Origin of the sequence: Mesorhizobium sp. M0664 (genome assembly GCF_040320565.1) — a bacterium.
GTDB lineage: Bacteria > Pseudomonadota > Alphaproteobacteria > Rhizobiales > Rhizobiaceae > Mesorhizobium.
The window spans coordinates 1-26,050 of sequence record NZ_JAMYPW010000057.1; the positions used below are offsets into that span (position 1 = coordinate 1).

The 26,050-nt window shown below is 61.9% G+C and carries 27 protein-coding genes and 2 pseudogenes; 18 read left to right on the forward strand and 11 right to left on the reverse strand.

The features are described 5' to 3' along the window. Positions 1–432 precede the first annotated feature (432 nt). Entirely contained in the window at positions 433–1,512 is a 1,080-nt protein-coding gene (locus tag NKI39_RS30355; protein WP_352502103.1) for a thymidylate synthase, read from the forward strand. Beyond that, positions 1,493–2,431 (forward strand): alpha-glutamyl/putrescinyl thymine pyrophosphorylase clade 3 protein, encoded by a 939-nt coding sequence (locus tag NKI39_RS30360; protein WP_352836467.1) that lies wholly within the window; start codon positions 1,493–1,495, stop codon positions 2,429–2,431. The genes NKI39_RS30355 and NKI39_RS30360 overlap by 20 nt, the downstream gene beginning before the upstream one ends. On the opposite strand, the gene NKI39_RS30365 is transcribed toward NKI39_RS30360, so the two are convergent. The 3 genes from NKI39_RS30365 to NKI39_RS30375 all read right to left on the reverse strand — a co-directional run bounded on the left by NKI39_RS30365 (position 2,428) and on the right by NKI39_RS30375 (position 4,877). Then, on the reverse strand, positions 2,428–3,537 hold the full coding sequence (locus NKI39_RS30365; RefSeq protein ID WP_352836470.1) for an ImmA/IrrE family metallo-endopeptidase: 1,110 nt from the start codon (positions 3,535–3,537) through the stop codon (positions 2,428–2,430). The two genes, NKI39_RS30360 and NKI39_RS30365, sit on opposite strands and share 4 nt — an antisense overlap. Continuing rightward, positions 3,534–3,857: a hypothetical protein gene (locus tag NKI39_RS30370; RefSeq protein ID WP_352502106.1), complete on the reverse strand. Its 324-nt coding sequence runs from the start codon at positions 3,855–3,857 to the stop codon at positions 3,534–3,536. The genes NKI39_RS30365 and NKI39_RS30370 overlap by 4 nt, the downstream gene beginning before the upstream one ends. Before the next feature lie 378 nt (positions 3,858–4,235). Beyond that, positions 4,236–4,877, reverse strand: coding sequence for a peroxiredoxin-like family protein (locus NKI39_RS30375; protein ID WP_352473491.1), 642 nt, complete (start codon positions 4,875–4,877; stop codon positions 4,236–4,238). A 407-nt stretch (positions 4,878–5,284) separates the two neighbouring features. Between NKI39_RS30375 and NKI39_RS30380 the strand changes: the two genes are divergently transcribed. Then, positions 5,285–5,887 (forward strand): cupin domain-containing protein, encoded by a 603-nt coding sequence (locus NKI39_RS30380; RefSeq protein ID WP_352502107.1) that lies wholly within the window; start codon positions 5,285–5,287, stop codon positions 5,885–5,887. A 48-nt stretch (positions 5,888–5,935) separates the two neighbouring features. On the opposite strand, the gene NKI39_RS30385 is transcribed toward NKI39_RS30380, so the two are convergent. Beyond that, on the reverse strand, positions 5,936–6,802 hold the full coding sequence (locus tag NKI39_RS30385) for a ferritin-like domain-containing protein (RefSeq protein ID WP_352502108.1): 867 nt from the start codon (positions 6,800–6,802) through the stop codon (positions 5,936–5,938). 270 nt (positions 6,803–7,072) lie between these two features. Continuing rightward, the gene (locus tag NKI39_RS30390) at positions 7,073–7,981 is read right to left on the reverse strand and encodes a hydrogen peroxide-inducible genes activator (protein WP_352502109.1); all 909 of its coding nucleotides are present in this window, start codon (positions 7,979–7,981) and stop codon (positions 7,073–7,075) included. Positions 7,982–8,128: 147 nt separating this feature from the next. Here NKI39_RS30390 and katG point away from each other — a divergent pair, with 147 nt between their 5' ends. Then, the gene (katG, locus tag NKI39_RS30395; RefSeq protein ID WP_352836474.1) at positions 8,129–10,327 is read left to right on the forward strand and encodes a catalase/peroxidase HPI; all 2,199 of its coding nucleotides are present in this window, start codon (positions 8,129–8,131) and stop codon (positions 10,325–10,327) included. A gap of 79 nt (positions 10,328–10,406) precedes the next feature. Here katG and NKI39_RS30400 read toward each other — a convergent pair whose 3' ends face one another. Next, the gene (locus NKI39_RS30400) at positions 10,407–11,084 is read right to left on the reverse strand and encodes an MIP/aquaporin family protein (RefSeq protein WP_023677138.1); all 678 of its coding nucleotides are present in this window, start codon (positions 11,082–11,084) and stop codon (positions 10,407–10,409) included. Between the two features lie 346 nt (positions 11,085–11,430). Between NKI39_RS30400 and NKI39_RS30405 the strand changes: the two genes are divergently transcribed. The 3 genes from NKI39_RS30405 to NKI39_RS30415 all read left to right on the forward strand — a co-directional run bounded on the left by NKI39_RS30405 (position 11,431) and on the right by NKI39_RS30415 (position 14,004). Beyond that, on the forward strand, positions 11,431–12,720 hold the full coding sequence (locus NKI39_RS30405) for an RsmB/NOP family class I SAM-dependent RNA methyltransferase (RefSeq protein WP_352502111.1): 1,290 nt from the start codon (positions 11,431–11,433) through the stop codon (positions 12,718–12,720). Between the two features lie 124 nt (positions 12,721–12,844). After that, the gene (locus tag NKI39_RS30410) at positions 12,845–13,303 is read left to right on the forward strand and encodes a PaaI family thioesterase (protein WP_023677140.1); all 459 of its coding nucleotides are present in this window, start codon (positions 12,845–12,847) and stop codon (positions 13,301–13,303) included. Positions 13,304–13,329: 26 nt separating this feature from the next. After that, positions 13,330–14,004: a 5'-methylthioadenosine/S-adenosylhomocysteine nucleosidase gene (locus NKI39_RS30415; protein ID WP_352502112.1), complete on the forward strand. Its 675-nt coding sequence runs from the start codon at positions 13,330–13,332 to the stop codon at positions 14,002–14,004. Here the strand turns inward: NKI39_RS30415 and NKI39_RS30420 are convergent. Beyond that, positions 13,960–14,301, reverse strand: a complete 342-nt coding sequence (locus NKI39_RS30420; RefSeq protein WP_352836479.1) for a hypothetical protein — start codon at positions 14,299–14,301, stop codon at positions 13,960–13,962. The two genes, NKI39_RS30415 and NKI39_RS30420, sit on opposite strands and share 45 nt — an antisense overlap. A gap of 71 nt (positions 14,302–14,372) precedes the next feature. On the opposite strand from NKI39_RS30420, the gene NKI39_RS30425 reads away from it, so the two are divergent. The 6 genes and pseudogenes from NKI39_RS30425 to NKI39_RS30450 all read left to right on the forward strand — a co-directional run bounded on the left by NKI39_RS30425 (position 14,373) and on the right by NKI39_RS30450 (position 19,578). Beyond that, positions 14,373–14,906 carry a MarR family winged helix-turn-helix transcriptional regulator gene (locus tag NKI39_RS30425; protein ID WP_352502114.1) on the forward strand — a complete coding sequence of 178 codons (534 nt, stop codon included), beginning with the start codon at positions 14,373–14,375 and terminating at the stop codon, positions 14,904–14,906. Between the two features lie 55 nt (positions 14,907–14,961). After that, positions 14,962–16,524, forward strand: a complete 1,563-nt coding sequence (gene guaA, locus NKI39_RS30430; protein ID WP_352473470.1) for a glutamine-hydrolyzing GMP synthase — start codon at positions 14,962–14,964, stop codon at positions 16,522–16,524. A gap of 206 nt (positions 16,525–16,730) precedes the next feature. Next, positions 16,731–17,029, forward strand: a pseudogene (locus tag NKI39_RS30435) (helix-turn-helix domain-containing protein); the annotation flags it as partial. A 128-nt stretch (positions 17,030–17,157) separates the two neighbouring features. Next, a complete protein-coding gene (locus NKI39_RS30440; RefSeq protein ID WP_352836481.1) occupies positions 17,158–18,162 on the forward strand; it encodes a zinc-dependent alcohol dehydrogenase family protein in 1,005 nt (334 codons plus the stop codon). A gap of 93 nt (positions 18,163–18,255) precedes the next feature. After that, positions 18,256–18,558 (forward strand): tautomerase family protein, encoded by a 303-nt coding sequence (locus tag NKI39_RS30445; protein ID WP_352502116.1) that lies wholly within the window; start codon positions 18,256–18,258, stop codon positions 18,556–18,558. A gap of 168 nt (positions 18,559–18,726) precedes the next feature. Further along, positions 18,727–19,578, forward strand: coding sequence for a LysR family transcriptional regulator (locus tag NKI39_RS30450; protein ID WP_352502117.1), 852 nt, complete (start codon positions 18,727–18,729; stop codon positions 19,576–19,578). Between the two features lie 191 nt (positions 19,579–19,769). Here the strand turns inward: NKI39_RS30450 and NKI39_RS34375 are convergent. The 4 genes and pseudogenes from NKI39_RS34375 to NKI39_RS30470 all read right to left on the reverse strand — a co-directional run. Further along, a pseudogene (locus tag NKI39_RS34375) lies at positions 19,770–19,981 on the reverse strand (P-type conjugative transfer protein TrbJ); the annotation flags it as partial. 7 nt (positions 19,982–19,988) lie between these two features. After that, positions 19,989–20,330: a nuclear transport factor 2 family protein gene (locus NKI39_RS30460; RefSeq protein WP_352502118.1), complete on the reverse strand. Its 342-nt coding sequence runs from the start codon at positions 20,328–20,330 to the stop codon at positions 19,989–19,991. Between the two features lie 4 nt (positions 20,331–20,334). Beyond that, positions 20,335–20,736 (reverse strand): VOC family protein, encoded by a 402-nt coding sequence (locus tag NKI39_RS30465; protein ID WP_352502119.1) that lies wholly within the window; start codon positions 20,734–20,736, stop codon positions 20,335–20,337. Positions 20,737–20,746: 10 nt separating this feature from the next. Then, the gene (locus NKI39_RS30470) at positions 20,747–21,490 is read right to left on the reverse strand and encodes an SDR family NAD(P)-dependent oxidoreductase (protein WP_352502120.1); all 744 of its coding nucleotides are present in this window, start codon (positions 21,488–21,490) and stop codon (positions 20,747–20,749) included. A 132-nt stretch (positions 21,491–21,622) separates the two neighbouring features. On the opposite strand from NKI39_RS30470, the gene NKI39_RS30475 reads away from it, so the two are divergent. The 5 genes from NKI39_RS30475 to NKI39_RS30495 all read left to right on the forward strand — a co-directional run bounded on the left by NKI39_RS30475 (position 21,623) and on the right by NKI39_RS30495 (position 26,045). Continuing rightward, positions 21,623–22,540 carry an AraC family transcriptional regulator gene (locus NKI39_RS30475; RefSeq protein ID WP_352502121.1) on the forward strand — a complete coding sequence of 306 codons (918 nt, stop codon included), beginning with the start codon at positions 21,623–21,625 and terminating at the stop codon, positions 22,538–22,540. A 267-nt stretch (positions 22,541–22,807) separates the two neighbouring features. Then, positions 22,808–23,059 carry a hypothetical protein gene (locus NKI39_RS30480; RefSeq protein WP_352502122.1) on the forward strand — a complete coding sequence of 84 codons (252 nt, stop codon included), beginning with the start codon at positions 22,808–22,810 and terminating at the stop codon, positions 23,057–23,059. 312 nt (positions 23,060–23,371) lie between these two features. Then, the gene (locus NKI39_RS30485) at positions 23,372–24,304 is read left to right on the forward strand and encodes an alpha/beta hydrolase (RefSeq protein ID WP_352502123.1); all 933 of its coding nucleotides are present in this window, start codon (positions 23,372–23,374) and stop codon (positions 24,302–24,304) included. Between the two features lie 37 nt (positions 24,305–24,341). Further along, entirely contained in the window at positions 24,342–25,271 is a 930-nt protein-coding gene (locus tag NKI39_RS30490; RefSeq protein WP_352502215.1) for an RNA polymerase sigma factor, read from the forward strand. Between the two features lie 36 nt (positions 25,272–25,307). Then, positions 25,308–26,045, forward strand: coding sequence for an SGNH/GDSL hydrolase family protein (locus NKI39_RS30495; protein WP_352836485.1), 738 nt, complete (start codon positions 25,308–25,310; stop codon positions 26,043–26,045). Positions 26,046–26,050 lie beyond the last annotated feature (5 nt).

Here is a 26,050-nt window from a genome sequence, read left to right on the forward strand (position 1 = left end):
ATTCGGACGAACGAGAATCGACAGAAAGGACGACGGCCTTGCACTCACCCCCTTGACGGTCGAGCGATTAGACGACCCGCTGCGCAGGATTGGTGCGATGCGGTGGGGGCCGAGCCGCCTGTATCTACGTTCGCACTGGACAGGCGAAGGTGCCCTATGGCTGATAAGCCCTCCGCTTGATAGTGAGACGCTGCGGATAGGAGAGCATATACTTGCCAATTTGCGTCGAGGGCATGTATTTTCCTCTTAAGATATACTCTGTTCACACGACGGCTTCACAATCGGTTCGAACCGACCCAGCTCAGTCGGCCCGCACAATTGTTAAACGCAGAGCAGCCGGATACCCTTTCGGCTGAGATATGATTGCGAATCGATCTTGCTTGATAGTCACGTTCAACGGCAGACTAGGCAACATCAAAGCAAGGACCGCGCGTGTTTCATCACTCCGCCGATAATCTTGACGATTTAATGCGAAAGGTTTTCACGCGGCTGTTGTCCGGCAGCAAACGGAACAACCGCGTGAGATCCCGCAAAGGGACAAGCACCGAGTCGTTTGGTGCGCTCCTTGAACTTACTAATCCACGTGCCCGACTGGGAAGATCCGAGGCCCGCGCTAGGGTTTTCAGTCCGCTGGGCGAACTGCTCTGGTACCTATCTGGCAGTAACGCGTTAGACCAAATCAATTACTACATCGAAGGATATGACGAGTTTTCCGACGACGGCGAGACGCTCAGCGGCGCTTATGGCCGCCGCATCTTCGGGAGCGCGCGCCTGCGCGGCGACGCCGAGCCCAAGGACGAATGGCAGCGCGTGATTGACACCCTGCGGGCCGAGTCCGGCTCGCGCAACGCAATCATCCAAATCTACGCGAACGCCGACGGCGCTCGAAAAGGCGCGGAGGGCAAAAGGAGCAAGGACATTCCCTGCACTTGCACGCTGCATTTCGTCATCAGGAAGAATCGGCTCCACTTACACGTACACATGCGGTCGAACGACGTTTTCCTTGGGCTGCCGCATGACATCTTCTCGTTTACCATGCTGCAGGAGATCGCCGCGCGTGAGCTAGGGGTCGAACCAGGGACCTATCACCACTCGGTGGCCAGCCTGCATCTCTACGACGACACGGAAAAGCTCAAGCCGCGTACAAACGCCCAGAAGTACGTGAACGAGGGATTGCACGACATCGTCCCCATGCCGCCGATGCCGTTGGGCGATCCGTGGCCGGCTGTACGGCAAGTGCTGGAAGCGGAACGTGAAATCCGGGGCGGCAACCCGGATTTCGAACCCGCGGCGGATCTCGACCCCTATTGGCGTGATCTGACTATCCTGCTGCGTGTCTATGCTCTCGGCACATTACGGGATACAGAGCGTGCCACCGAGTTGCTCGACCGGCTGAACCATGACGGGTTCAAACTCTATGTGCTCGATCGGATCGCCAAGAAAAAAGTGGTGGATCCGGTCATCCGAGAACTGTTCGAACCGGAAGAAGTCGATGCCCAACGGAATCCATAGGGACCGCCCACTCCAATTGCTGAAAGGTTTTGCGGCATACGAGGAGGAATTCGGCCCGCTTCCCGGCATCGTGGATCCCGCGGCCAGACAGACGCTGGTTGAGCAAATGGTGTCGAGCATACGGCGGATCGAATATGTTCGGAATTTCCGCCATCGCCCAGCCATCTCGGCTGATCGGATCAATCCGTACTCCCCTCTTTTCGATCCCCTGAAAGGTGCATTCTATCTAGACACCAAGGGCCACCGCGAAGAAGCGGTGTGGATCGCTTTTCTGGGCACTCACTTTGGCAAACACGCCCAGGACGCCTGGAAGCTGGCCGCGAACGTCATGGGCTCGTTCGGAAAGGGACCGGTATGGACCTTGGAGCGCTATGGCGCCCACACGGCCGATTTCGAGGCAATGTTGGCTGCGCATAGCGATGATCTGAAGTCGAAGTCTATATCCGGTCGATTTTCGAACCACCGGCAGTACCAGAGCAAGAAGATTGACAATATCGGCAAGGTGTTCAGTACGTTCCACGAATGGCTGACGGCCTCGGGTGGGATGAATGCCAAGGTGCGGCTGATACATAAAGAGGCTGGCCAGGAGCCGACGGCAGTGTTCAAAAAGCTCTACCGATCCATGAAGGATGTCTACGGTTTTGGTCGGTTAGGCAAGTTCGACTTCCTGACCATGGTGGGCAAGCTAGACCTTGCGCCGATTGACGCCGACAGCGTGCACCTGACGGGCGCCACCGGCCCGTTGTTCGGGGCCAAGCTGCTAGTCTTGGGAGCGGCCAATGCAGAGGGTAAGCCCAAGGAGATCGAGAAAGCGGTTGACACGCTCGACGACTACCTCAACGTCGGCAAGCAAGTGCTTGAAGACAGTCTTTGCAATTGGCAGAAGAGCCCGACAGTCTACATTTACTTCAGAGGCTAGTCGATCAGGTCAGGTATGTTGGGGTCTTCACCCCAACGGTAGCGACGCTTGAGGAAGTTCAGCTTGCTGTGATCCACCACGTCAGCCTGCTGCAACTGACCGACGATGATACCTGGTGTGACATCCGCCGTTCGCGCAATCGCCATGATAGCCTTGGGCCCCACGCCACGGTTGACGAGTTCTTCCCGCAAATTGGCAGGAAAGAGCAGTTCTTGCGCAAACTCGTTGGCCTCTCGTTCTTGAATATCCGTGTCCGTTCCCATGAATACGGCGCCTTCGCCGTCGATATGGTCTTGCCCATGCAGTACGATGTGCGCAGCCTCGTGAAAGAACGTGAACCAAAAATGGTCTTCCGCCATATGGCGGAAGCTAAGCAGGATCACTGGGTTGCCGTTGGTATGGAACCAGGACGCGCCACTGGCGCGGCAACCGTCCGGAGTTCGGGCGGTTGCGACTGCCACACCGACAGATCTGCAAGCGGCGACGAGGCGCGGAAGAAACGCGGATGGCCGCTTGAAGGCTGAAAGCTTCTTTAATCCTGGAAGCATATTCCTAAATGCCGAGCGGTTAAACTCGGGCAGGTCACCGTCGGCGATCGCCAATTCGCCGGCGCGCAGCCAGACCAGCGTGGCCATGCCGTCGGACGCGAGGGATAGCGACGTCCGGAAAGCGACAGCGCCAACGCCCGATGAGTAGCGCTGTCCCCATTCCTGCAGGGTCAAGCAGCCGAAAAATGCGAGGATCTCGTCCTTGAGTTTGTTCTTGGACTTGCTGTCTTTGGGAACCCAGCCGAATCTGCGCATCGATGCCGCCGGCATCGATGCGACCCACGACGCCTCTGAGTCCTGTGAACTCTCGTCCAAACGGGCCATATCCAAAACGTAGGATTTATCGCGGGCCAGCCAGAACCGCGTCGTGGACCCTAGATTGTCGGCCAGAACACCGGCGTCGCTTTCTGTCAACCGACGACGGCCGCTGATCAAAGCGTCGAAATCGTCTGCGGATATGCCCAATGCATCAGCGAGTTCTGAGCCGTCGATTTCCTTGGTGCCCATGAGCCGGACTATTGTGTCGCCCGGCGGTGACGACCAGTTAGGGTCAATCATGCTAGCAGCTTTCCGTTGTTGAGAATCCGCAAGAGCTTAACGCGGTGAACATTGCCCCAGTTGGTCGTGTCGATCACACCCGCTCCGATGGGCTCCACTTCCACTACAGCCAAATCTCCCAAAGGATAGCTTAAGCCGATCTTGCCTTCAGCCCGGTGAACTTTTGGTTCATCAGGCACTTCGTTGAGATAAATGGCGCCCCGCATGTCTGCGATGAGACTGTGGTATGACCGTGCCAAGTCCTCACCGAGCATTTTCGTTGCCGCCTGTCCGTCGATAGTCGCCCTTCGGATTTTCGGTGTGAGATAGTGAAGTTCCAAGGCAAATCGTTCCGCGAGCAGACCCGAGACACGCCTGCGACTACTTCGCGCTGCGAGTAGTAAGAGACAGCCCGGGGAAAAGGACAAGTCGAATCGTTCGTCTAGACAACTAATGTCAGCGCTATCCGGCTAGCACACCATAATCAATGCCGGAGTCGTTATGTAGCTGGGCGATTGTGCTTATCCTTGCTGATCTTCCGCCTTTAGCGCTTGAATGCCCGCTTTGGGAGGTGGCAGAAGGGCAATCAACGAGGATATCGCGGCGCGAAGCGGTCATCCACGATCTTCAGGTTTTGACCCAGGAAGGCCTTTCCCCGGTAGTGAGCGGGAAGGGCGCGGTCGTCGAGCGAGTTGTCAGCCGCCTATTTCCGCTGCCCATCAATGTGCAACTTGGGAAGCCGCTGACATCAATTCCTCCGGATTCGGCGCCTTGAAGGTATTGAGGCCATCCTCCAGAACTTCAGTGAAGTTCCAGCGTACGATGCCCGCCCGGTCGATTAGGAATTGACCGACAAGCTGCCCCTGGCCGGAAGCCATCGCCTGCTGATCGGCTCCCGTAATCTCATATCCTTCCTTCTTGTTAAGAAACTCGTACATTGCCATGACGTCCATAGGCTCGGGCAACTCGCCCGGGAGATCGATACGGATCGCCATGACCGTGTCCATCCCGACCTCGCGCAAGCCGAAAGCACGGTGCGAGGCCCGCTCCGGGTCGGACGCGGCGAGAAGATCGGGTGCCGGGTGGTAACGGAAATAGAGCCGCGCCCGCTCGACTGGCGTATTGACCACCGCCAGGCATTCGACGCCTTTCTCACGCAGGGCCGGCTTAAGTTGCGCCATCGCCGCGACATGGCGCCGGCAGAACGGACAGTGCAGGCCTCGGAACAAACCGATCAACAACGGGCTACGGCCTCGAAAATCGTCGAGCGCGATCTTGCCTTCGCGGGAGATCGCATCGAGAATAATATTCGGCGCCCGGTCGCCCGGCTGCAGCGGGCGTTCGACATTACTCGTGGACATGGACAACCTCCTCGCCCCGGATAAGCACACCCAGCCATCCGGAGTTGAGTCCATGCTGGGCGACGCCAGGGCAAAAATGCGTTCGACCTTTGCCATATTGCCGAGGTCGAGATTACGCGCGTTGCAAGTGCATCATAACACGAAAAAAGCCTCTGCGGGTCGCCCGTTTCGCGAGCTGTCGCGAGCGCTGTGGCAAAACAGTGTATCGTCTCATCCGTGCCATGGGACGACACAGCGGCGGGACCGATTGGATCTTGCGGTGTTCAAGTCTTGAAACTTGGGCGGCTTCGATGTGCCCGGACGTCAAATGCCGACCGCACAGATCGCAGATCTCTGCCCTCAGCGGAACCGACCCGCCATGCAGCCGGTTAATCGGCATGAAGCCACCACCAATCCAAGGCCGCACCATGAGCATTCTGCAAACCACGAAGAAAGCCGTCGAGCAGGTCACCGGTATCGCCAGGCCGGGCCGGCGAGAGGTCGCCGACCTCCTGAGGCCGCGCAAACCGAACGAGTTTCGTTTCAGCGATGATGGCCTGGTGCCCAACCATCCGTTCTGGCCGCTTGTCGTCTATCGCGGTGCCGTGACGCTGCCCGAAGACTTCGATCCGGCGGCTGTCATCGAGGCGCTTTTCGAGGCAAATGGCTGGGGCGATAGCTGGCGCAACGGCATCTACGGTTACGTCCACTACCATTCGCGGATACACGAGGTGCTGGGCGTTGCGCGCGGCACGGCCAAGGTCCGCTTTGGCGGCAGCAAGGGGCGAACGCTGTCGCTGAAGGCCGGCGATGTCGCGGTGCTTCCGGCCGGCACCGGGCACCAGCGTCTTTCCGCATCCGACGATTTTCTGGTTGTCGGCGCCTATCCTCCATCCGGCACCTATGACCTGTGTACGACCGCCGCCGACCATGCCAAGGCAGTCGTCACGATCCCCAGGGTCGGCCGTCCGCGCAAGGACCCTGTCTATGGAAGCAACGGCCCGTTGCTCGCAGCCTGGAAAAAGGGTTGAAGTCGCCCGCTCGCGGGCCCGCCGCGTCGCTTGCGCCGATCCGATCGCTTAGGTGCTCTTCAGGGTGCCGTTCATTCCTTCCGGATAGAAGCCGCCCTTGCTCACGCCGTCCTCATCGGTGAGATAGACGATCCGCAGCACTTCCTTCGGCGTCCTGGTGAACGCGATCGCGTCGGGCGTCGAGGGAACGAAATTGGCCTTGCCGTTCACCTGGATGCCCTGGTCCTTGTCTTCCGGCCCGTCGATCTTGTCTCGTGCGTCTGAGACGGCATTGGCGGCCTTCCAGGCTTTCTCTCCCTTCCGGTACAGTGTGGAACGCGCCATTCCCATGTGGTAGGCCTCGACCGCCAATATGCCGGCGGCGGCGGCGAGAAACTCCTTGTTCTTCAGAACCGTCGCGGCACCGGCATAGGCGGTGACGCCGACATCCTCGAACAGCATGCCGCCGAGAACGAAGTTCGTTTCGTTGCCGAAGGGATCGAAGTCCCGCCCGAGGCCCGCTGCCTCCGCAACCGCCTTGAACCCCGCATCGAAATCGATGGCCGGCCTGTCGACTGCGTTCTTTGCAAGCGTCTTGCGGTAGAACCGGACATGCGCGAGTTCGTTTTCAGCAACCTCCTGCATGAATTCGCCGATGGCGGGTGTCTCGAAGGACACTTTCTTTCCGCCGACGACATCGCCGGGTTTCGAACCGGCATCGGCGGCGTCGATGCCTTTCCCGGTGGTGCCGCGAAGGTAGTATTCGGCCTCCATGTATTCCAGGTTGAGCGCAAAACGGAAGATGTCTTCGTCCTGCACTTCCTCCTTGGCATAGGCGCGCGAAACCGGCGCCAAGCCGGTCGCGGCGGCGACTCCCAGCCCAAATTGCAATGCGCGGCGACGGGAAAGGTGGAGTGAAGGGATGGCACGTATCATGGCTTCCTCCCAAAAGCCCGCCGGTATCATCTGTTGGCGTCCGATCGCGGGCCACGCGCCCAACTCCGCCATAGGCGAAATGTTCCTGAAGAAGATCGGACTTTGCAGGATTCGTGCTCAGGATCGACCGGCTGCGGATACAGTTTGTCCACATGGATCTGACGACGAAATACATGGTTCCCCAAGCACTTCGAAACCCGAGCACTTCGAGATTATCGTATACCCACACGCAACGGGTCAGCGCGGATCGCGATCGGCCTCTTGAAGGCCTCAAGCCGCCAGCACCGCCGCGTCCAGCCCGCGGATGATCTTCGCCAATTCGACGCATTCGTCGTGCCGGACCTTGTTGCGCCGCCACGCGAGGCAGATCGTGCGCTGCGGCATCGGTTCCTGGAACGGCACGATCTTCAAATCGGGGATAGTGCTGGCCGGCCCTGCCGCCATTTCGGGGATGAGCGTGACGCCGAGCCCGTGCGCCACCATCTGTAAGAGCGTCGTCAGGCTGGTCGCGCCGTAGCTTGCCATCGCCACCGGCCGCACGCTGCCGCACACGGCGAGCGCCTGTTCGCGCAGGCAATGGCCTTCCTCCAGCAGCATCAGCCGCTCCAGCGCCGGGCTCTCCGGTGGCACCGGCGGCGAGGCGAAGGCGGGATCGCCGGCCGGCACGGCCAGGAAGAACCGGTCGGAGAAAAGTTCCTCGGTAACCAGGCCTGGGTAATCGAGAGGCAGTGCCGCGACGAAGGCGTCGAGCTTTCCCGAACTGGTGTCCTCGACCAGCGAGGCGGTCACCGCTTCGCGCAGTTCCAGCTGCAAGGCCGGGAAATGCCGTTTCAGCTCCGGCAGCACATGCGGCAAGAGATAGGGCGCCACCGTCGGGATGATGCCGAGCCGGAAGCGGCCTTCCAGCGCCGGGCGGCCGCGCCGGGCCGTCGCCTCGACGTCGCGGACGTCGGCAAGGATGCGCTCGATGCGCGGCAGCAGGGCCACGGCCTCGTCGGTCATCCGCACCACCTTGCCGCCGCGCTCGAACAGACGGCAATTCAGCCGCAGCTCCATCTCGGCGATCTGCGAAGACAGCGCCGGCTGGCTGACGCCGGCGAGTTTTGCGGCACGGCCGAAATGCAGCGTCTGCGCCAGCGCCTCGAAATAATGCATCTGCCGGACGGTCAAACCGATCATAAGGAAAACCTATCAGAATAAACAGCAAAGGCAATTTGTCTTTATCGGCTGGGCGGGCTAGTCTGGAACCATTCCAGGATGGCGCGGCCGCCGGCCCTGCCCGGAAAATCAACAAAATCCCGAAAAATCAACAAATCGGAGGCAAAGATGGACGCGAAAACCGACGACAACAGCGCCGGCAAATGCCCGGTCCCACATGGATCGGCCAGGAGGAGCAACCGTGACTGGTGGCCAAACCAGCTTGACCTTGGCGTCCTCCATCAGCAGTCCAGCCTCTCGGACCCGATGGACGAGGACTTCGACTACGCCAAGGAATTCAAGAGCCTCGATCTCGATGCGGTGATCAGGGATCTGCACCAGGTGATGACCGATTCGCAGGATTGGTGGCCGGCCGATTTCGGCCATTACGGCCCGCTCTTCATCCGCATGGCCTGGCACAGCGCCGGTACCTATCGCATCGGCGACGGCCGTGGCGGCGCCGGCGCCGGCCAGCAGCGTTTCGCGCCGCTCAACAGCTGGCCGGACAATGCCAATCTCGACAAGGCGCGCCGGCTGCTGTGGCCGGTCAAGCAGAAATACGGCAGGAAGATCTCCTGGGCCGACCTGTTGATCCTCACCGGCAACGTCGCGCTGGAATCGATGGGCTTCAAGACCTTCGGCTTCGCCGGCGGCCGCGCCGATGTCTGGGAGCCCGAGCAGGACGTCGACTGGGGATCGGAAACCAAGTGGCTCGCCGACGAGCGCTATTCCGGCGACCGCGAACTTCAGGGCCATCTCGGCGCCGTGCAGATGGGGCTGATCTACGTCAACCCGGAAGGGCCGAACGGCACGCCCGATCCATTGGCCGCGGCGCGCGATATCCGCGAAACCTTCGCTCGCATGGCCATGAACGATGAGGAAACCGTGGCGCTCATCGCCGGCGGTCACACCTTCGGCAAGACCCACGGCGCCGGTGATGCATCGCTGGTCGGCCCGGAGCCGGAAGGCGCCGGCATCGAGGCGCAGGGCCTCGGCTGGTCGAGCAAGCATGCCACCGGCATTGCCGGCGACGCCATCACCTCGGGCCTCGAGGTGACCTGGACCACGACGCCGACCAAATGGAGCAACAACTTCTTCGACAATCTGTTCAACTACGAATGGGAGCTGACCAAGAGCCCGGCCGGCGCCCATCAGTGGACGCCGAAGGGCAGCGCCGGTGCAGGCACCGTGCCGGACGCGCACGATCCCTCCAAGCGCCGCGCGCCGGCGATGCTGACCACCGACCTCGCGCTACGCGTCGACCCGGCCTACGAGAAGATCTCGCGGCGCTTCCATCAGAATCCTGATCAGTTCGCCGATGCCTTCGCCCGCGCCTGGTTCAAGCTGACGCATCGCGACATGGGTCCGGCCGTCCGCTATCTCGGCCCGCTCGTGCCGAAGGAAGAGCTGATCTGGCAGGACCCGATACCGGCAATCGACCACGAGCTGGTCAGCGAGCAGGACATCGTCTCGCTGAAGGCGAAGATCCTGGCCTCCGGCCTGTCCGTCTCAGAACTGGTCTCGACCGCCTGGGCCTCGGCCTCGACTTTCCGCGGCTCCGACAAGCGCGGCGGCGCCAACGGCGCCCGCATCCGCCTGGCGCCGCAGAAGGATTGGGAGGTCAACCAGCCGGCGCAGCTGGCCAAGGTGCTCGAGACACTCGAAGGCATCCAGAAGGGTTTCAATAACTCGCAGTCCGGCGGCAGGAAGGTCTCGCTTGCCGACCTGATCGTTCTTGGCGGCGTCGCCGCGATCGAGAAGGCGGCGAAAGACGGCGGCCATGACGTGGGGGTGCCGTTCACGCCAGGCCGCATGGACGCCTCGCAGGAACAGACCGATGTCCAGTCCTTCGCCGCGCTCGAGCCGAAAGTCGATGGCTTCCGCAATTATGTCAGGGGCAAGCCGCCGATGTCGGTCGAAGCGATGCTGGTCGACCGGGCGCAGCTGCTGACCTTGACGGCGCCGGAGATGACGGTGCTCGTCGGCGGGTTGCGGGTGCTCGGCGCCAACACCGGTCAGTCGAAGCACGGGGTGTTCACCGACAGGCCGGGCACGTTGACCAACGATTTCTTCGTCAACCTGCTCTCCATGAACACGATCTGGGATCCGGCCGCCGGCTCAGATGAGGTCTACGAAGCGCGCGACCGCAAGACCAGGGCAGTCAAGTGGACCGGCACCCGCGCCGACCTGATCTTCGGCTCGCACGCGCAATTGCGGGCGCTGGCCGAGGTCTACGGCTCGGCGGACGCCGGGCGGAAGTTCGTCAGGGACTTCGTCGCCGCCTGGACCAAGGTGATGAACGCCGACCGTTTCGACCTCGCGGCCTGATCCGGGCATACGAATTTCTCGACGCAACGAAAAAGGCGCGGGCCTCGACCCGCGCCTTTTTCATGAAGCCTTCGAAAAATCAGTCCTTCTCGAAGATACCGGCCTTGGCGACCACGCCGGCGATGGCGCCGCCGATCAGCGGCGCGACGATGAACAGCCAGAGCTGGCCGATCGCCGCAGTTCCCGAAAACAGCGCCGGTCCGATCGAACGGGCCGGGTTGAGCGATGTGCCGGTCACCGGAATGATGGCGAAGTGCAGTCCGGCCAGCGTCAGGCCGATGACCAGGCCGGCGAAGGCCGTCGTGTGCTTGGCGTTGGTGACGCCGAGGATCACCGTGACGAAGGTGAAGGTGCCGATCAGCTCCCACAGGAAGGCCGAGCTGACGCCCCATTTCGTCACGTCCCAGCCATTGGCGCCGAAGCCGCCGGTGTGGCCGCCGACCTGTCCGGAGACGATAATCCACAGCGCCAGCGACGCGATGATGGCGCCGATGACCTGCGCGATCCAGTAGGGAATGACGTCCCTGGCCGGCATCCGCCCGGCGAGGAACACACCGAGCGTCACCGCCGGATTGAGGTGCGCGCCCGAAATCGGGCCGATCGCGTAAGCGGCCGCTATCAGGCCGATGCCGAACGCCAGACCGATACCTTCCTGGCCGAGCGGCAGCGCGCCGCCGAAGCCGCCCGTCACCACCGAAGCCGTGCCGATGAACACCAATAGAAACGTGCCTAGAACTTCCGCCAGATAAGTTTTCATTGCCCTCTCCTCGTATCGACCCGCGGCTCCGCTTTTTCTGCGACGCGAATCACCGCGCAAAGAGTATTCGCAACCGGAAAACTTGCAAAGCAGAGCAGTTTCGCAAGCCGCTATGCTTGTGAGCGCCGGACATGCACATTAGAAACGTGTAATATATTGATCGAATTGTTTCGTTCCGCATGCCGGCGCCCGCCTGGTGGCCGCGGCTCGCTATGCTACCAACCCACATTCGTCACCCCTCGGCATGGATCGTCTCGCGGTCGGCGAAACAGAACTGTTTCAATCAGGGCACGAAAAGCTCTAAGAGCAGGGCCGGAATTAATTTACTGAGTAATGGAAGACGACAATGAGACTGGGCGGGCGGCTGGCGGCAGCCATTGAAGTGCTTGACGACATTGGCCGGCGCCACCGGCCGGTGGCCGATGCGCTGAAGGACTGGGGCCTGTCGCACCGCTTCGCCGGTGGCGGCGACCGCGCCGCGATCGGCAACATCGTCTACGACGCGCTGCGCCGCAAGCGCTCGGCCGGCTGGCTGTTGGGCGAAGACACACCGCGCGCCATCGGCTTCGGCGCGCTGCTGCTCGAATGGGGCCAGACGGCGCAGTCGCTGAACGAGACGCTCGAGGGCGACAAGTTTGCGCCGCCGCTGCTTACCGCCGACGAATTGAAAATGCTCGGCGGTCGCCGGCTTGCCGATGCGCCGCCGGCCGTCAGGGCAGACATCCCAGACTGGTGCATGCCGCTGTTCGAGCGGGCGTTCGGCACGGCCTGGGTGGAAGAGGGCGCCGCGCTGGCGACGCGCCCGCCGCTCGACCTCAGGGTCAACACGCTGAAGGCCGATCGCGGCAAGGTGCTGGCGGAACTGGCGGAGACCGGCGCCAAGCCTGCGCGGATCGCGCCGCACGGCATCCGCATCCCACCGATCGAGGGCGACGGCAGGCACCCGAACGTGCAGGCCGAGCCGGCCTTCCAGAAAGGCTGGTTCGAGGTTCAGGACGAGGGTTCCCAGATTGCGGCCGAACTGGCCGGCGCCGAGCCTGGGATGCAGGTGCTCGACTTCTGCGCCGGCGCCGGCGGCAAGACGCTGGCGCTGTCCGCGGCGATGGACAATCGCGGCCAGATCTTCGCCCACGATGCCGAGAAGGCACGGCTGGCGCCGATCTTCGACCGCATCCGCCGTTCGGAAAACCGCAATGTGCAGGTCGTCACCAGGCCGGCCGAGCTGGCGCCGCTCGGCAAGCACATGGATATCGTCTTGATCGATGCGCCCTGCACCGGCAGCGGCACCTGGCGGCGCCGGCCGGATGCTAAATGGCGATTGACGCAGAGACAGCTCGACGCCCGCAAGGGCGAGCAGGAGACGATCCTCGATGCCGCCAGGGACTTCGTCAAACCCGGCGGCCTGCTGGTCTACATCACCTGTTCGGTGTTCGACGAGGAGAATGGCGACCAGGTTTCGGCGTTCCGGGACCGCCATCCCGATTTTGTCCCGGTCGATCACCGCCAGCTTTGGGACAGCCGTTTTGCGGGCCACGAAGCGGCAATGCGCATTGGCGCTGCGGGCGGCATTTCGCTGTCGCCATTGCTGAGCGGCACCGACGGCTTTTACTTCTGCGCGCTGCGGCGGGCCGGCTGAATCGTTGCCATCGATACAGGCTAAGCCGAATGCTGCAGTGCAGCATTTGCGATTGCCTGCCGCCCACCCCTCTGCGATAAATGCCTTTGCAATAAGATTTGCCGAGAAACGAAGGGCGACGGCCATGGCAGCAAAGATCGTTCCTGCTCCCGATTATGAGGACCGCGTCAGGACGTCCTTCGCGCGCCAGAACGCGATGATGACGATTGGCGCCGAGCTGACGCTGGTGACGCCCGGCATCATCGAGATCGAAATGCCCTATTCTGCGGCGCTGACGCAGCAGCACGGCTTTCTCCATGCCGGCGTCATTTCGACGGCTCTCGACTCGGCCTGCGGCTATGCGGCATTCTCGCTGATGCCGGAAAATTCCGGCGTGCTGACCATCGAGTTCAAGGTCAATCTGCTGGCGCCCGGCAGGGGCGAGCGCTTCCTGTTCCGCGGCTCGGTGACCAAGCCCGGCCGCACCATCATCGTCGCCGATGGACAAGCCTATGCGTTCGCCGTCGACGGCGAGGCCAAGCTGATCGCCACGATGACCGGAACGATGATGACAGTGCTCGGCCGCGACGGAATCGAGGGCTGAGGAGCGGGTAGGGAGGATGGACGATCATGGCCGGCAAGACACCTGGTGAGCTCACCCCGATCTCCGGCAAGTCCGTTCTCTTCGTCATGGCGGCCGAGGCCGAATACGGTCCACACCTGCAGCGGCTGTTCACACCGCTGATGACCGGCGTCGGACCGGTCGAGGCCGGCGTCGGACTCAGCGCCGAACTATCCCGGCTGCATGCCGGGATGGCGCTGCCGGATCTCATCGTGTCGCTCGGGTCGGCGGGCAGCCGGACGCTGGAGCAGACGGAAATCTACCAGGCCGTTTCAGTCGCCTACCGCGACATGGACGCCTCGCCCCTGGGGTTCGAGAAGGGCGCCACCCCGTTCCTCGACCTGCCTGTCAGCGTGCCGCTGCCGTTCAGGATACCAGGCGTCAGACAGGCGACGCTGTCGACCGGGGCGGCAATCGTCTCCGGCGCCGCCTACGACGCGATCGCCGCCGACATGGTCGATATGGAGACCTTCGCCTGCCTGCGCGCCTGCCAGCTGTTCGACGTTCCGCTTATCGGCCTGCGCGGCATTTCCGACGGCGCGGCCGATCTGAGACACGTTGGCGACTGGACCGAATATCTGCACGTCATCGACGAGAAGCTGGCCGCGGCGGTGCAACTGCTGCAACTGGCGATCGCCTCAGGCGCGATCGACTTCAAGCTTGTTGGGGCGGCAGGTTCTTAGCGTGCCGAACAGCACGCCGATCATCCTGAAGCGAACGGCGTTGTCGCGATTGATGTAAGTGACTGACCCGGGCTCGTGATCGAGGGTCCACCGTCCGGTCGCGCCGGTGTCCCATTCGGCGACATAACCGTCATCGAGCATCCGCCAGCGCCCGCTTCGCGCCTCGCCATCGTCGAGCAGCATGTGCGCGGCACCCTCGCTTTCAAAATAGACGTAAGCCTCCTTGCCGTTTCGTTCCAACACATGGGTCATGCCCGGAATGAGCATTGCAAGGGTTTCCTTCTGAAGTGCTGCCATGATTTCCTCCTGAATTGAAGTCGCCGATTGCCTTGACCGGCATCGCCACTTAGAGTGAACTAGTAGTCAAGATGCTTGACTATGTATCGGGTGAGAAGAATTTGGTCAAGGGCCTTGACGAAAAACCTGAAGCGCTGCCGGATCACATAGGTTGGCGGCTGTGGCAGGCGAGCCGCGCCTGGCAGACCGAGTTCGCCGCTGCGATGCGCGCTGCCGGCCATCACTGGTTCACCGAAGCGCGTGCCGGCCTGCTTGGACATATCCCGCACGGCGGCATGCGCCAGTCGGCGCTGATCGAGCGCTCGGCGATCTCAAAGCAGGCGATTCAGCAATTGCTCGATGGCCTGGAGACGGAAGGTGTGTTGCACCGTCTGCCCGATCCGCAAGACGGTCGCGGCAAGCTTGTGCGCTACACCCGCAAGGGCCTGGACGCCCTGCGCGATGGCGACCGCATCAAGCTGCAGATCGAACGGAGCTATGTTGCCCGCCTTGGTCACGAGCGTTTCGCGGCGCTGATGAGCGCCTTGCGGTCACTCGATACAACGCAAACTGATGCATTGGACAAAGCCTCTGGCGTTCAGGACGATACACCGGAATCGAAGTGAAAGCGCGACCTCACAACCCATTGCGCCGACTCGTTTCTTTCTCTAAACGCTCGCCATGAAAACAGCCAATCATCCCGACACCGTCCTGATTGTCGATTTCGGCAGCCAGTTCACCCAGCTGATCGCCCGCCGCATCCGCGAGGCCGGCGTGTTTTCCGAGATCGTGCCCTTCCAGTCGGCCGAGGCGGCGTTCAAGCGCATCGATCCGAAGGCGGTGATCCTGTCCGGCGGCCCGGCCTCGACCGGCGACATCGGCAGCCCGCGCGCGCCGCAGATCGTCTTCGATGCCGGCGTGCCGGTGCTCGGCATCTGCTATGGCCAGATGGCGATGTGCGTGCAGATGGGCGGCGTCGCCGAAAGCTCCGATCATCGCGAATTCGGCCGCGCCTTCGTCGAGATCGCCAAGGACAGCCCGTTGTTCGAGGGCCTGTGGGCGCCCGGCCAGCGCCACCAGGTGTGGATGAGCCATGGCGATCGCGTCATCTCCCTGCCCAAGGGGTTCGAGGTGCTCGGAAAATCGGAGGGCTCGCCCTTCGCCATCTTCGGCAATGTCGAGCGCAAAATGTACGGCCTCATGTTCCACCCCGAAGTGGTGCATACGCCGGACGGCGCCAGGCTGCTCCGCAACTTCGTCCACAACATCGCCGGCATCGAAGGCGACTGGACGATGCGCGCCTACCGCGAGCACGCGGTCGAGACGATCCGCAAGCAGGTCGGCAAGGGCAAGGTGATCTGCGCGCTGTCGGGCGGCGTCGATTCCTCGGTCGCGGCCTTGCTGATCCACGAGGCGGTCGGCGACCAGCTCACCTGCATCCTTGTCGACCACGGGCTGATGCGCAAGGACGAGGCATCAGGCGTGGTGGAGATGTTTCGCCAGCATTACAATCTGCCGCTGATCCTGGTCGACGCTTCGGACCGTTTCATCGGCGCGCTCGAGGGCGAGTCGGACCCCGAGAAGAAGCGCAAGACCATCGGGCGGCTGTTCATCGAAGTGTTCGAGGAGGAGGCCGAGAAGCTCGGCGGCGCCGATTTCCTGGCACAAGGCACCCTCTATCCCGACGTCATCGAAAGCGTCTCTTTCAGCGGCGGCCCGTCGGTGACCATCAAATCGCATCACAATGTCGGCGGCTTGCCCGAACGCATGAACATGCAGCTGGTCGAGCCGCTGCGCGAATTGTTCAAGGACGAGGTGAGGGCGCTCGGCAAGGAGCTCGGCCTGCCCGACAGCTTCATTGGCCGGCATCCGTTCCCCGGTCCCGGTCTCGCCATCCGCTGTCCGGGCGGCATCACCCGCGAAAAGCTGGAGATCCTGCGCGAGGCCGACGCCATCTATCTCGACGAGATCCGCAAGGCCGGACTCTACGACGCCATCTGGCAGGCCTTCGCCGTGCTGCTGCCGGTGCAGACCGTCGGCGTGATGGGCGACGGCCGCACCTACGAGTTCGTCTGCGCGCTGCGCGCCGTCACCTCGGTCGACGGCATGACGGCAGACTTCTACCATTACGACATGGCATTCCTGGGAGCAGCCGCCACCCGCATCATCAACGAGGTACGCGGCATCAACCGCGTCGTCTACGACGTGACGAGCAAACCGCCAGGCACCATCGAGTGGGAGTGAGGGGTACAAACGGCGGCAATATCTAGTTTGGGCGGCTAGTTTCATCGCCGCGCAATTACCGTTCTAGTCGAGTTTTTCACTCCGCTAAGCTGGCTTTCTCCATCTTTGCCCGGCAACTCCGATCTGCGGCCACTTCTACTGGATTGATTGGGACGAAAGAGTCCTGTTGGGATTTCTGTTGTCGCCGCAGCGTGCGACGTTTGGGGATGCGTACTGGCATCAGCATTTCTGTAACGGCCTCGGACAGGGCTCGGCTTGAAGCGATCGTGGCGGGGCGGAGTTCGCCGCAGAAGCATGTCTGGCGCGGATCATTCTGCTGACCGATCAGGGGCTTGGAACGCTCGCGATTATGGCGGCGACCGGCAAGTCGAAAACCTGCGTGTGGCGATGGAAGGAACGCTTCATGGCCGAGGGTGTCGAAGGACTGCTGCGCGTCAAGACCCGGCCTCCGGGCATCGCGCCGCTTGAGGCCAGGCTGGTCGACCAGGTCGTGGCGCTGACGCTGGTGCGCAAGGCCGGTTGCTCCAACGCTCGGGCCAAACATTTATGTTTGGATGTCGTGCAGTATCGTTAATCTCCAAGCGGCTTTAAATGGGGCAACGTAAGTCCGTCAACAAACAACGGAGTACGTCAATGTCCCAATCCACTCACACCATGCATGCGCTGATCTTGGGTCAGTTCAAACAGCCCTTCAGGCTCTCGGAAGTCTCGCGGCCCGTTCCTGGCGACGGCGAGGTTCTCGTCAGGGTCAGAGCGAGCGGCGTCAATCCTCTCGACACTAAGATCCGCGCAGGCGCTGCGGCACATGCGAAACATCCGCTTCCGGCGATTCTCGGCATCGACCTTGCCGGCGTCGTCGAGCAGGTTGGTCCGAGTGTCACCGCGTTCAAACGCGGGGACGAGGTCTTTGGCATGACCGGAGGCGTGGGCGGGAACCAAGGTTCGCTGGCCCAGTTCGCAGCAGTCGATGCGCGGCTGCTTGCACCGAAGCCCACGAACCTGTCCATGCGCGAGGCGGCAGCGCTGCCGCTGGTCTTCATCACCGCATGGGAGGGCCTTGTCGATCGTGCCAAGGTTTCGGCAGGTCAGAAGGTCCTGGTCCAGGGCGGTGCGGGCGGCGTCGGTCATGTTGCGATCCAGATCGCGAAGGCGTTCGGCGCCGAGGTGTACGCCACTGACGCAGCCGCGAAGAAGCCGTTGATCGAGCGCCTGGGAGCGGTCGCGATCGATTATCGCGAGAAGACGGTGGAGCAATATGTCGCCGAATACACGGACGGTCGCGGCTTCGATGTCGTCTACGACACCGGCGGCGGGACGGTGCTGGACGCGTCATTCGCCTCCGTCAAGCGGTTTGGCCATGTCGTCAGTTCCCTCGGTTGGGGTAGTCACGCACTGGCGCCACTGTCGTTCAAGGCGGCGACCTATTCGGGCGTGTTCACGCTTCTTCCGCTGCTGACAGGCATTGGCCGTGAACACCACGGCGAGATCATGCGGGAGGCCGCGCGGCTGGCCGAGGCTGGCAAGCTTGTCCCGATCGTCGATCCGCGTCTCTTCACACTCGAAACAGCGAGCGACGCCTACGCTGCCATCGAAGATGGCAATGCCCAGGGCAAGCTGGTCGTCGACATAGACGTCTGATGCGCAACGTCGAAGCGGGCTGTTCCGGGACCGTGACAGCCTCCCAGACGACGTCTCCGTTCACGGATCCCAAGAACCTAAAAGGAAAACATCATGCCTTATATTCGCGTTACGTTGGTCGACAACGTCTTCTCCGCCGAGGAGAAGCATGAAATGGCCAAGGCCCTCACAGACGTCATGGTTCGCTTCGAAGGTTCCGAGGCGTTTCGCGAAGTAGTGTGGGTCTTGATCGAGGAACTCCACACCGATGGCTGGCACATTGGCGGACGCCCGTTCGAAGGTCCGAAGTCTCTGATGGGCATGCTCGAACGAAGCAAGACGGTTTACGAGTCGATTGACGGAAATCCCGCGACGCGGGAGGAATTTGCTCGGTTGGCCCCACCCATATCTGCGTGACGGGCGGCGTGGATGCTCAAGAATCCCACGATTCGAGCCGGCGCTTGCATTCCCGGCTCGAATATATCGCGCCTCCCATGGCGCCCCGCCTCGATCTGCTGCATATGAAATCGCATGAAGATGGGCGATCTTCGTGAGAATCCATGCGAGCACGTTTGAGTATCAAGGATGGAATGGAGCGATCTAAAGATATTTCTGGCTATTTCCCGCGAGGGCACTTTGGGCGCAGCAGCGCGCCGACTTGGGCAGACGCAGCCGACAATGGGTCGGCGATTGCGCGCGCTGGAAGAGGCTGTCGGCCATACGCTTTTCCAACGCAACTCCGACGGTTTTGTTCTGACCGACGAAGGTCAAGCGGTGCTCGGCCATGCCGAAAAGATCGAGGAAGAGGCGCTCGCCTTCGAGCGGCGGCTTGCCGGCGCCGAGGCGCATCTCGAGGGCAACTTGCGCGTTTCGTCGTCGGATTGGTTTGGTCACATCATGCTGGCTCCCGTTCTAGCCGAGTTTGGCCGCCGGCATCCGAAGCTATGCGTGGAGTTGCTCACCGACGCGCGCCTCTACAGCCTTCCCCGGCGAGAGGCCGATCTGGTGTTTCGGATTACCCCATTCAGCGATGTGGAAGTGATCTCGCGTCGACTGATGCACATTCCCTATGCGCTCTACGCACCAGCAGGCATGGCCTCCCCGTTGCTGGGAGACGGTGCGGGCGCGCGTTTGATCACCATGGATATGGCATACGCAGAAATGCCCGACGCAGTGTGGCTTAAACAGAAGCTGCCTAACGCTGAAGTCTGCCTGCGCAGCAACAATCGCGAGGTCCAGGCGCAGCTTTGTGCGCAGGGCGCCGGGCTTGCGGTTTTGCCGAGGCCACTGGGCGACCGCACGCCTGGGCTCGCAGCGATACACATCGGCGAAACGCCACCCGGCCGGGATACCCATGTGGGCTACCACCGGGACTTACGGCGGCTCGCACGGTTACGAGCCTTGCTCGACCTAGTCATAGAGCGGCTCGCAAATTGATCTCTCGTCGATTCCATTCAGTGCACGTCGATGTCGTCGCGTCGAAGCAACGTTCTTGCGCGGCCTGTTCGAACCGGCGCAGGCGCTTCACGTCGCGCAGAGGGGGAGCGCCAAACAGACGCCGGAACTCACGATTGAATTGCGTCGCGCTTTCGCAGCCCAATTGAAATGCCGAGACGTTCCCCTCGATGCCCGCCGACGTTGTTCTGCCAGGGTTCGCGTGCGTCGGCGACGAGCTGCTGGTCCGGGTGGACATCGAGGCATTGCCGTAGGGTGATGTGCTACGCCTGGTCGATGTTCTGGACGTTGTACGCGACGCGTTGCGCTTCGCCCAAAAGCTGCTGCGTGCGCTGGACAGACTGCTGGAACTGTAGAGAGACGAGAACGGCAGGTTCGTAAAGCTAGTCTAGTTATTCGAGATCGGCGTCAATGCGAACGATCAGCCCGGCGGCATTAACCGAGATGTCAAGAAGGCCGGTCTCGTGACCAAAGTCTCCGGTGAAATTGACCCGCACGCGCGCTTGGCCGGCGCCGATGCCGTCGATCGAGAGGAAGCGGGTGACCGTGTGATAGCCTACGAAATACCGCTCGATGTAATCGCGGACGCCGGCATGACCGTCGAATCGGTGGCCGGTCGACGGGTCGTCGATCACCGCATCTGGCGTGAACAAGGTCACCGCCGCGTCGGCGTCGAACGCGTTGGTTGCCGCGATCAGCGCATCTGCCGCTTTGCGCAAGGTGTTGGCGGTCATCGCTTTAGCTCCCGTGCTGCCAGCTCTTGAAGACGAATTCGAGGCTGCAACCGTCCAGGTCTCTGACCTGCGCCGCATAGTAGCGGGGATCGTAGTGCAGCTGCGGTCCCTGTGCGTTGATCTTGGTCGCACCGGCCGCCAAAGCTTCGGCATGGGAGGCATTCACCATCGCTTCAGAATCGGCGGCGAAACCGACATGCACCGCGCCGGGTGCTGCCGAGCCCTCCCTCAGCCAGAAGAACATCCGGCCCTTGGCGCCGAAGCCCTTGAGGTCGGGATGCCCCGCCGGTCCGTCCTTACCGTCGTAGTCGAGGCGGTCGGTGACCCCGAGCATAGGAAGTGGCCTTTCGCAAAAGGCGATCGACCGCGCCGTATCATTTACTGTCAGGAGCACATGATCGAGCATGTGAGCTTCCTCAAATCATGTAGCCGCCGCCAATTTCGATGTTCTGGGCGTTGATCCAGCGGTTCTCGTCTGACAGCAGGCTGGCGACCATGCAGCCGACATCGTCCGGTTCGCCGACGCGACCGAGCGCAGTCTGCCCGGCGAGTAGCGCCTCGAATTCTTCGCTTAGCCCACCGCCAAGCTCGGTGCGGATGGGCCCCGGCGCGATCGAGTTGGCACGGATGCGGCGCTCGCCGAATTCCTTGGCCATGTAGCGCGTCAGCACCTCGAGGCCGCCCTTGAAGGAGGCGTAGGGCGCAACGCCGGCGGTCGCGACGCGGCTGGTTGCGCTGGTGACGTTCACGATCTGACCGCCATCGGCGATCAGGGGAAGCAGGGCCTGCGTGAGAAAGAATGGCCCCTTGAGATGCACGCGGAACAGTCCATCGAACTGCTCTTCGGTCACCGAGGCGATGGGGTTATAGAGCCCGTACCCCGCATTGTTGACGAGGAAATCGAAGGTCTTTCTGTTCCAGGTCCTTGCCAGCGCTTCGCCGACTGCGTCGCGAAACGCAAGGAACGCCGAACTGTCGCTGACGTCCAGCTTTATGGCGACTGCCTTGCCGCCATCCGCTACGATCGCCTTGCCGACCTTCGCTGCCGCATCCGGATTGCTGTTGTAAGTCAGGATGACACCCATGCTGCGCCTGGCGCACTGGATCGCGACGCTGGCGCCGAGGCCGCGGCTGCCGCCTGTGATGATGACGATGCTCATTTGGTGCTCCTTGGATTTGCTGACCAGGTGATAGGCGCGGGGGATCGCGGCCGCTCGCACGATCCTACTCGGATCTTGCCTATTTCTGCTTCCCTGTTGATCGGCGTGCACCGCTGTGAAACAACGATGCCCATGGGCACGCAGCTTCAGGAACTCAGGCAGCTGGCTTCTCGCGCGGAAAACCGCCGCACGGAGACGGGCATTCCGCGTGTCGCCATGGTTCAGGGCGACATACCGGAACATCAGCTTGCCGCCGTCTACGATCCCATGGTCAATCTGATCCTGAGAGGGTCGAAGACGATGACGGTCGGCGATCGGACGTTTCGCTACGATCCCGCGACCTATTTCGTGATGTCGGTCGATCTGCCGGCGGTTGGCTCCGTGCACCCATCTGAAAACGGAGAACCCTATCTGGCGATCAGCCTGACTCTGGAGCCGGCGATCGTCGCCAATCTGCTGGCCGACCTGCCCAAACCTGCTGGAGGTGAGCTCTACAGACCCGGCTTCTCCGTCGCGCCGGTCACACCGGACCTGCTCGACTGCTGGCTTCGCATGCTGCGCTTGATGGAGCGTCCGAACGAGATCGCAGCCCTGGCGCCTGCCTACGAGCGCGAGATCCTCTTCCGCGTGATGCAGGGGCCGCTCGGCTGGATGCTGCGTGATGTCGCCACGCCTGACACTGCTCTCTCGCGGATCGGGATCGCCATCCAGTGGATCAGGGAGAACTTCGCCAAGCCGTTGCGCGTCGAGGCTTTAGCGGAGATGGCGGCTCTCAGTGTTTCCGCGTTCCACCGCCATTTCAAGGCCGTGACGGCGCTCAGCCCGCTGCAGTACCAAAAGCACGTGCGCTTGCTACACGCCCGATCCCTGCTCATTGCCGGAGAAGGCAACGCCACGTCCGTCGCGTTCGGTGTGGGTTACGAAAGCCCAAACCAGTTCAGCCGCGAATATGCTCGTCAGTTCGGGTTGCCGCCGTCGAGAGATGTGGCGCGATTGCGCCAGAGAGGCCCACGCAACGCCGAACATTTGCTGGCGATCAGCAATGGATGAATGTCGCGGGGCGAACTCGCGGACGACGAAGGACTACACCGTAGGCAGGGCTTCAATTCAATCCTGCTCCGACGTGGAGATGATATCCTTGTCGAGTCACATTCTTTTTTCTGACACGCAAAGGGTGAGCGATAGGGGAGGGCACAGCAGGCCTCACAACGCGACCTTCACTTCGCGCGCCTGGCCAAGCGGTTGTTTGAAGGTGAAGGACGTTCACGCGCCGGGGATGGCGGACCGAGCCGTGACGGTATAATTCCGGGAGGAATCGTGGGCGGCGTAGTCTGGCGTAGAGGCGGCGGTGCGGGCCAAGGAGTGATGTCGCCGCCGCGCCTGCCGATAGATGGCGGAACCATAATTTCCGCGATATGCCAGAAAAAACCAATGATTTCAAAAGCCGGTACTTTTGGCGGTCTATATGACGGTATGCAGAAACCGAAAAAACATTTTGTGAAGCGAATTCAAGTTCTTAAGTTAACGATTGATAATCGAGTGGGAGTGACGAGGAGTACTGCGGAGTAGAAGAGGATAGAGCAGCACGTTTAAGGCGATGTTGGCTCGGCGATAATAGTCAATAGTCCCAGCCCCGGCCACCCGGCGACGGCATAGACGAAGCATCTGGCCGATCGGCGAATGTCTGGAACGAACGTCCCACAGAGAAGGGTGGAGCAGCCTAGCCTTGCTGGGTTTGACACCCGGGGTCCGCGGCAACTGCCACCGGCGAGGCGTTGCATCTGCCGGCCACGTATCCTTTCGCTGGGTTCATCCGTCTTAGCTGTTCATGGGCACGGTCATCCTTGACATCGCCCTCCTGGACGAATTGGAGCGTGACAAATGAACAGCAAGCAGAGCCTAGCGAACAAGATACACTACGAAACGCTCGCGGAGGCTTTTCGCAGCGGTCGAGAATCGCCACAGGAAGCATCCGAGTGGTCCGTTTTGACGGCAGAACCGGGCGGCGTCGATTACGTCGAGACGAAGGTCGGCGACAAGACCGCGCTGTGGGTTCAGCCAAAAACGGCGGCCAAAGACCGGGTCATGCTTTACCTGCACGGCGGTGGCTATGTCGGCGGATCGATCTGGACCCATCGCAAGATGGTCGGACACCTTGCTAAGGCGATCGGCTGTTACGCTCTGCTCGCTACGTACGACTACGTTTTCCAGAGCAAGTTTCCGCGCCAAATCGAGCAGGCCGTGACCGCGTTCGAATGGCTCGCCGAGCAGGGTGTCGCGCCGAAGCACACCATAGCTGCAGGCGATTCCGCTGGTGCTGGCCTGATCGTTGCGGCGGCGATGAAACTCCGCGATGCGGGACGGCCGCTGCCGGCCGCGATCCTCAGCATCTCTGGCTGGTATGATCTGTCGGCGAGCGGGCACTCCTACGAAAGCAACCGCGAGAAGGACGCCTTCTTCCAGAAGGCGGTCGTGGATATGCTGGTATCGCAAGTCCTTGCAGGGACCGATCCCCGGCATCCACTCGCCAGCCCGATCTTTGCCGATCTGAAGGGCCTGCCGCCGATCTATCTGCAAGTGGGTGGAGACGAAACCCTGCTCGACGACAGCCGAGCGCTCGCCGACCGCGCGAAAGCCGCCGGCGTCGAGATGCGCTTAGACGTATTTCCCGGGATGCTGCACTCGTTCCAGATGATGGCCGGCCGCGCTCCCGAAGCCGACGACGCGATCGCGCGGTTGGCACAATGGGTTCGGCCCAAACTTGGTCTGGCCGCAACCGCGGCAACACGCGCTGAAGGTCAGGAGGTCGCATGACTGGCAAATTGAAACCAAGATGTGGCAGCTGAAGGACATGCCCGAGCGACCGACCGGCCTGTTCGATGCGCGATATCGCGCCTTCCTCGAGACGGTGTCAGGCGCCCGCGCCCAACTGCATCGCTACTGCGCCCGCATGACGGGCTCACGCCTCGACGGTGAGGATCTCGTGCAGGAGACGCTGTTCGAGGCCTACACGAAGATCGAGACCCTCGATGATCCCCGCAGGCTAAAACCCTGGTTGTTTCGCATCGCTCACAATCGCTGCATCGACTTTCTGAGGCGACGCGATGTGCGCGAGCGCGCGGAGCACGGCTATTCGGACGACATCGGCGTTGTCTCTGCAGAGCCGGCAGCGACCGATGCACGCCGCGCCATCGAACGGCTGGTTGGCCGCTTGCCGCCCAAGGAGCGCGCCTGCATCCTCTTGAAGGACGTGTTCGACTATTCGCTGGAAGAGACCGCAGAACTGGTGGACTCGACGGTTGGGGGCGTCAAAGCCGCGCTCTCCCGCGGACGGGCGAAGCTCGCCGACTTGCCCGCTGAACCTGCCGGTGAACCGAACCGTCCGCTTGATCCCGACACCGCGCGGCTCTTGCAGCGCTATGTTGACCTCTTCAACCGCCATGACTGGGATGGCGTGCGGAGCCTGACCAGCGCCGATGCTCGGTTGCGGGTCGCCGACTGCTTCGACGGCCTGGTCAGAAGTTCTCCCTATTTCGTCGAATACGAGCGAAACCCGGAGACGTGGACCATGGAGTTGGGGGCGATCGACGGAGAGCCTGTCCTGATCGTGCTCTTCCAGCGAGGCGACCGGTGGCAGGTCGCGTGGCCGGTTCGTGTCCATGTCGCCGGTCGCGTCATCGATCGCATCGAAGATTATTATGCCTGTCCATGGATGTTGGAAAGCGCCGCGGAATCCGACCTGAAACTCATGACTGGGCCGGCCGTTTTGGGAAGAGCATAAGGCGACGATTTCTCACTCTGGCTTGGCCGAGTCACGATGGTGAATTCTCAACGAAAAATCGTGGCGTGCCTCGGGTCGAGCAGCACGGCGGGCAAGCGCCAGGCATTCGATTGGATGGCGGAGCTCCGCCGGCGGCCGGGCAACGGGCAATTTGAGTTCCGGAATTTTGGTGTCGGCGGCGACTTGGCCTACAACGCGCTGCAGCGCTTGCCGGATGTGCTCGCCTGTCGTCCCGACAAGGTCATCGTCTGGGTCGGCGGGAATGATGTTCTCACGCTCGTGTCACGCAAAGTGCGGCGGTTCTTTACGTTTTGGAAGCGTCTGCCCCGCACGCCTTCGCCCGATTGGTTCCACGAGAATCTGGCCGAGATAGCACGCAGGCCGAGGCGCGAGACGGCGGCGGAGATCGGCCTTTGCTCGCTCCCTCCGATAGAAGAAGCGCCGGATTCGGACGACCCGTTCCAGAGCGAGCTCAACCGGCGGATCAAGGAATATTCTGCGATCGTGGCGGCCATCGCGCACGAGGAACGCTGCGGCTATGTCCCGCTCCATGAGGCGCTCACCGAGGAAGTTCGCGCCTCGCCTGGCCGGGCCTACACGGCGTTCAACTTTCTTCCATTCTATCGCGATGCTTTTCGCGTACTGGTGCTGCGGCAGCGTCCGGATGATGTCGCCCGCGTAAATGGCTGGCTATTTCACACCGACGGCGTGCACTTGAACAGCCGGGCAGGGCTGATCGTGGCGGATCGCCTACAGAAATTCGTTCAGGCCTGAACCCT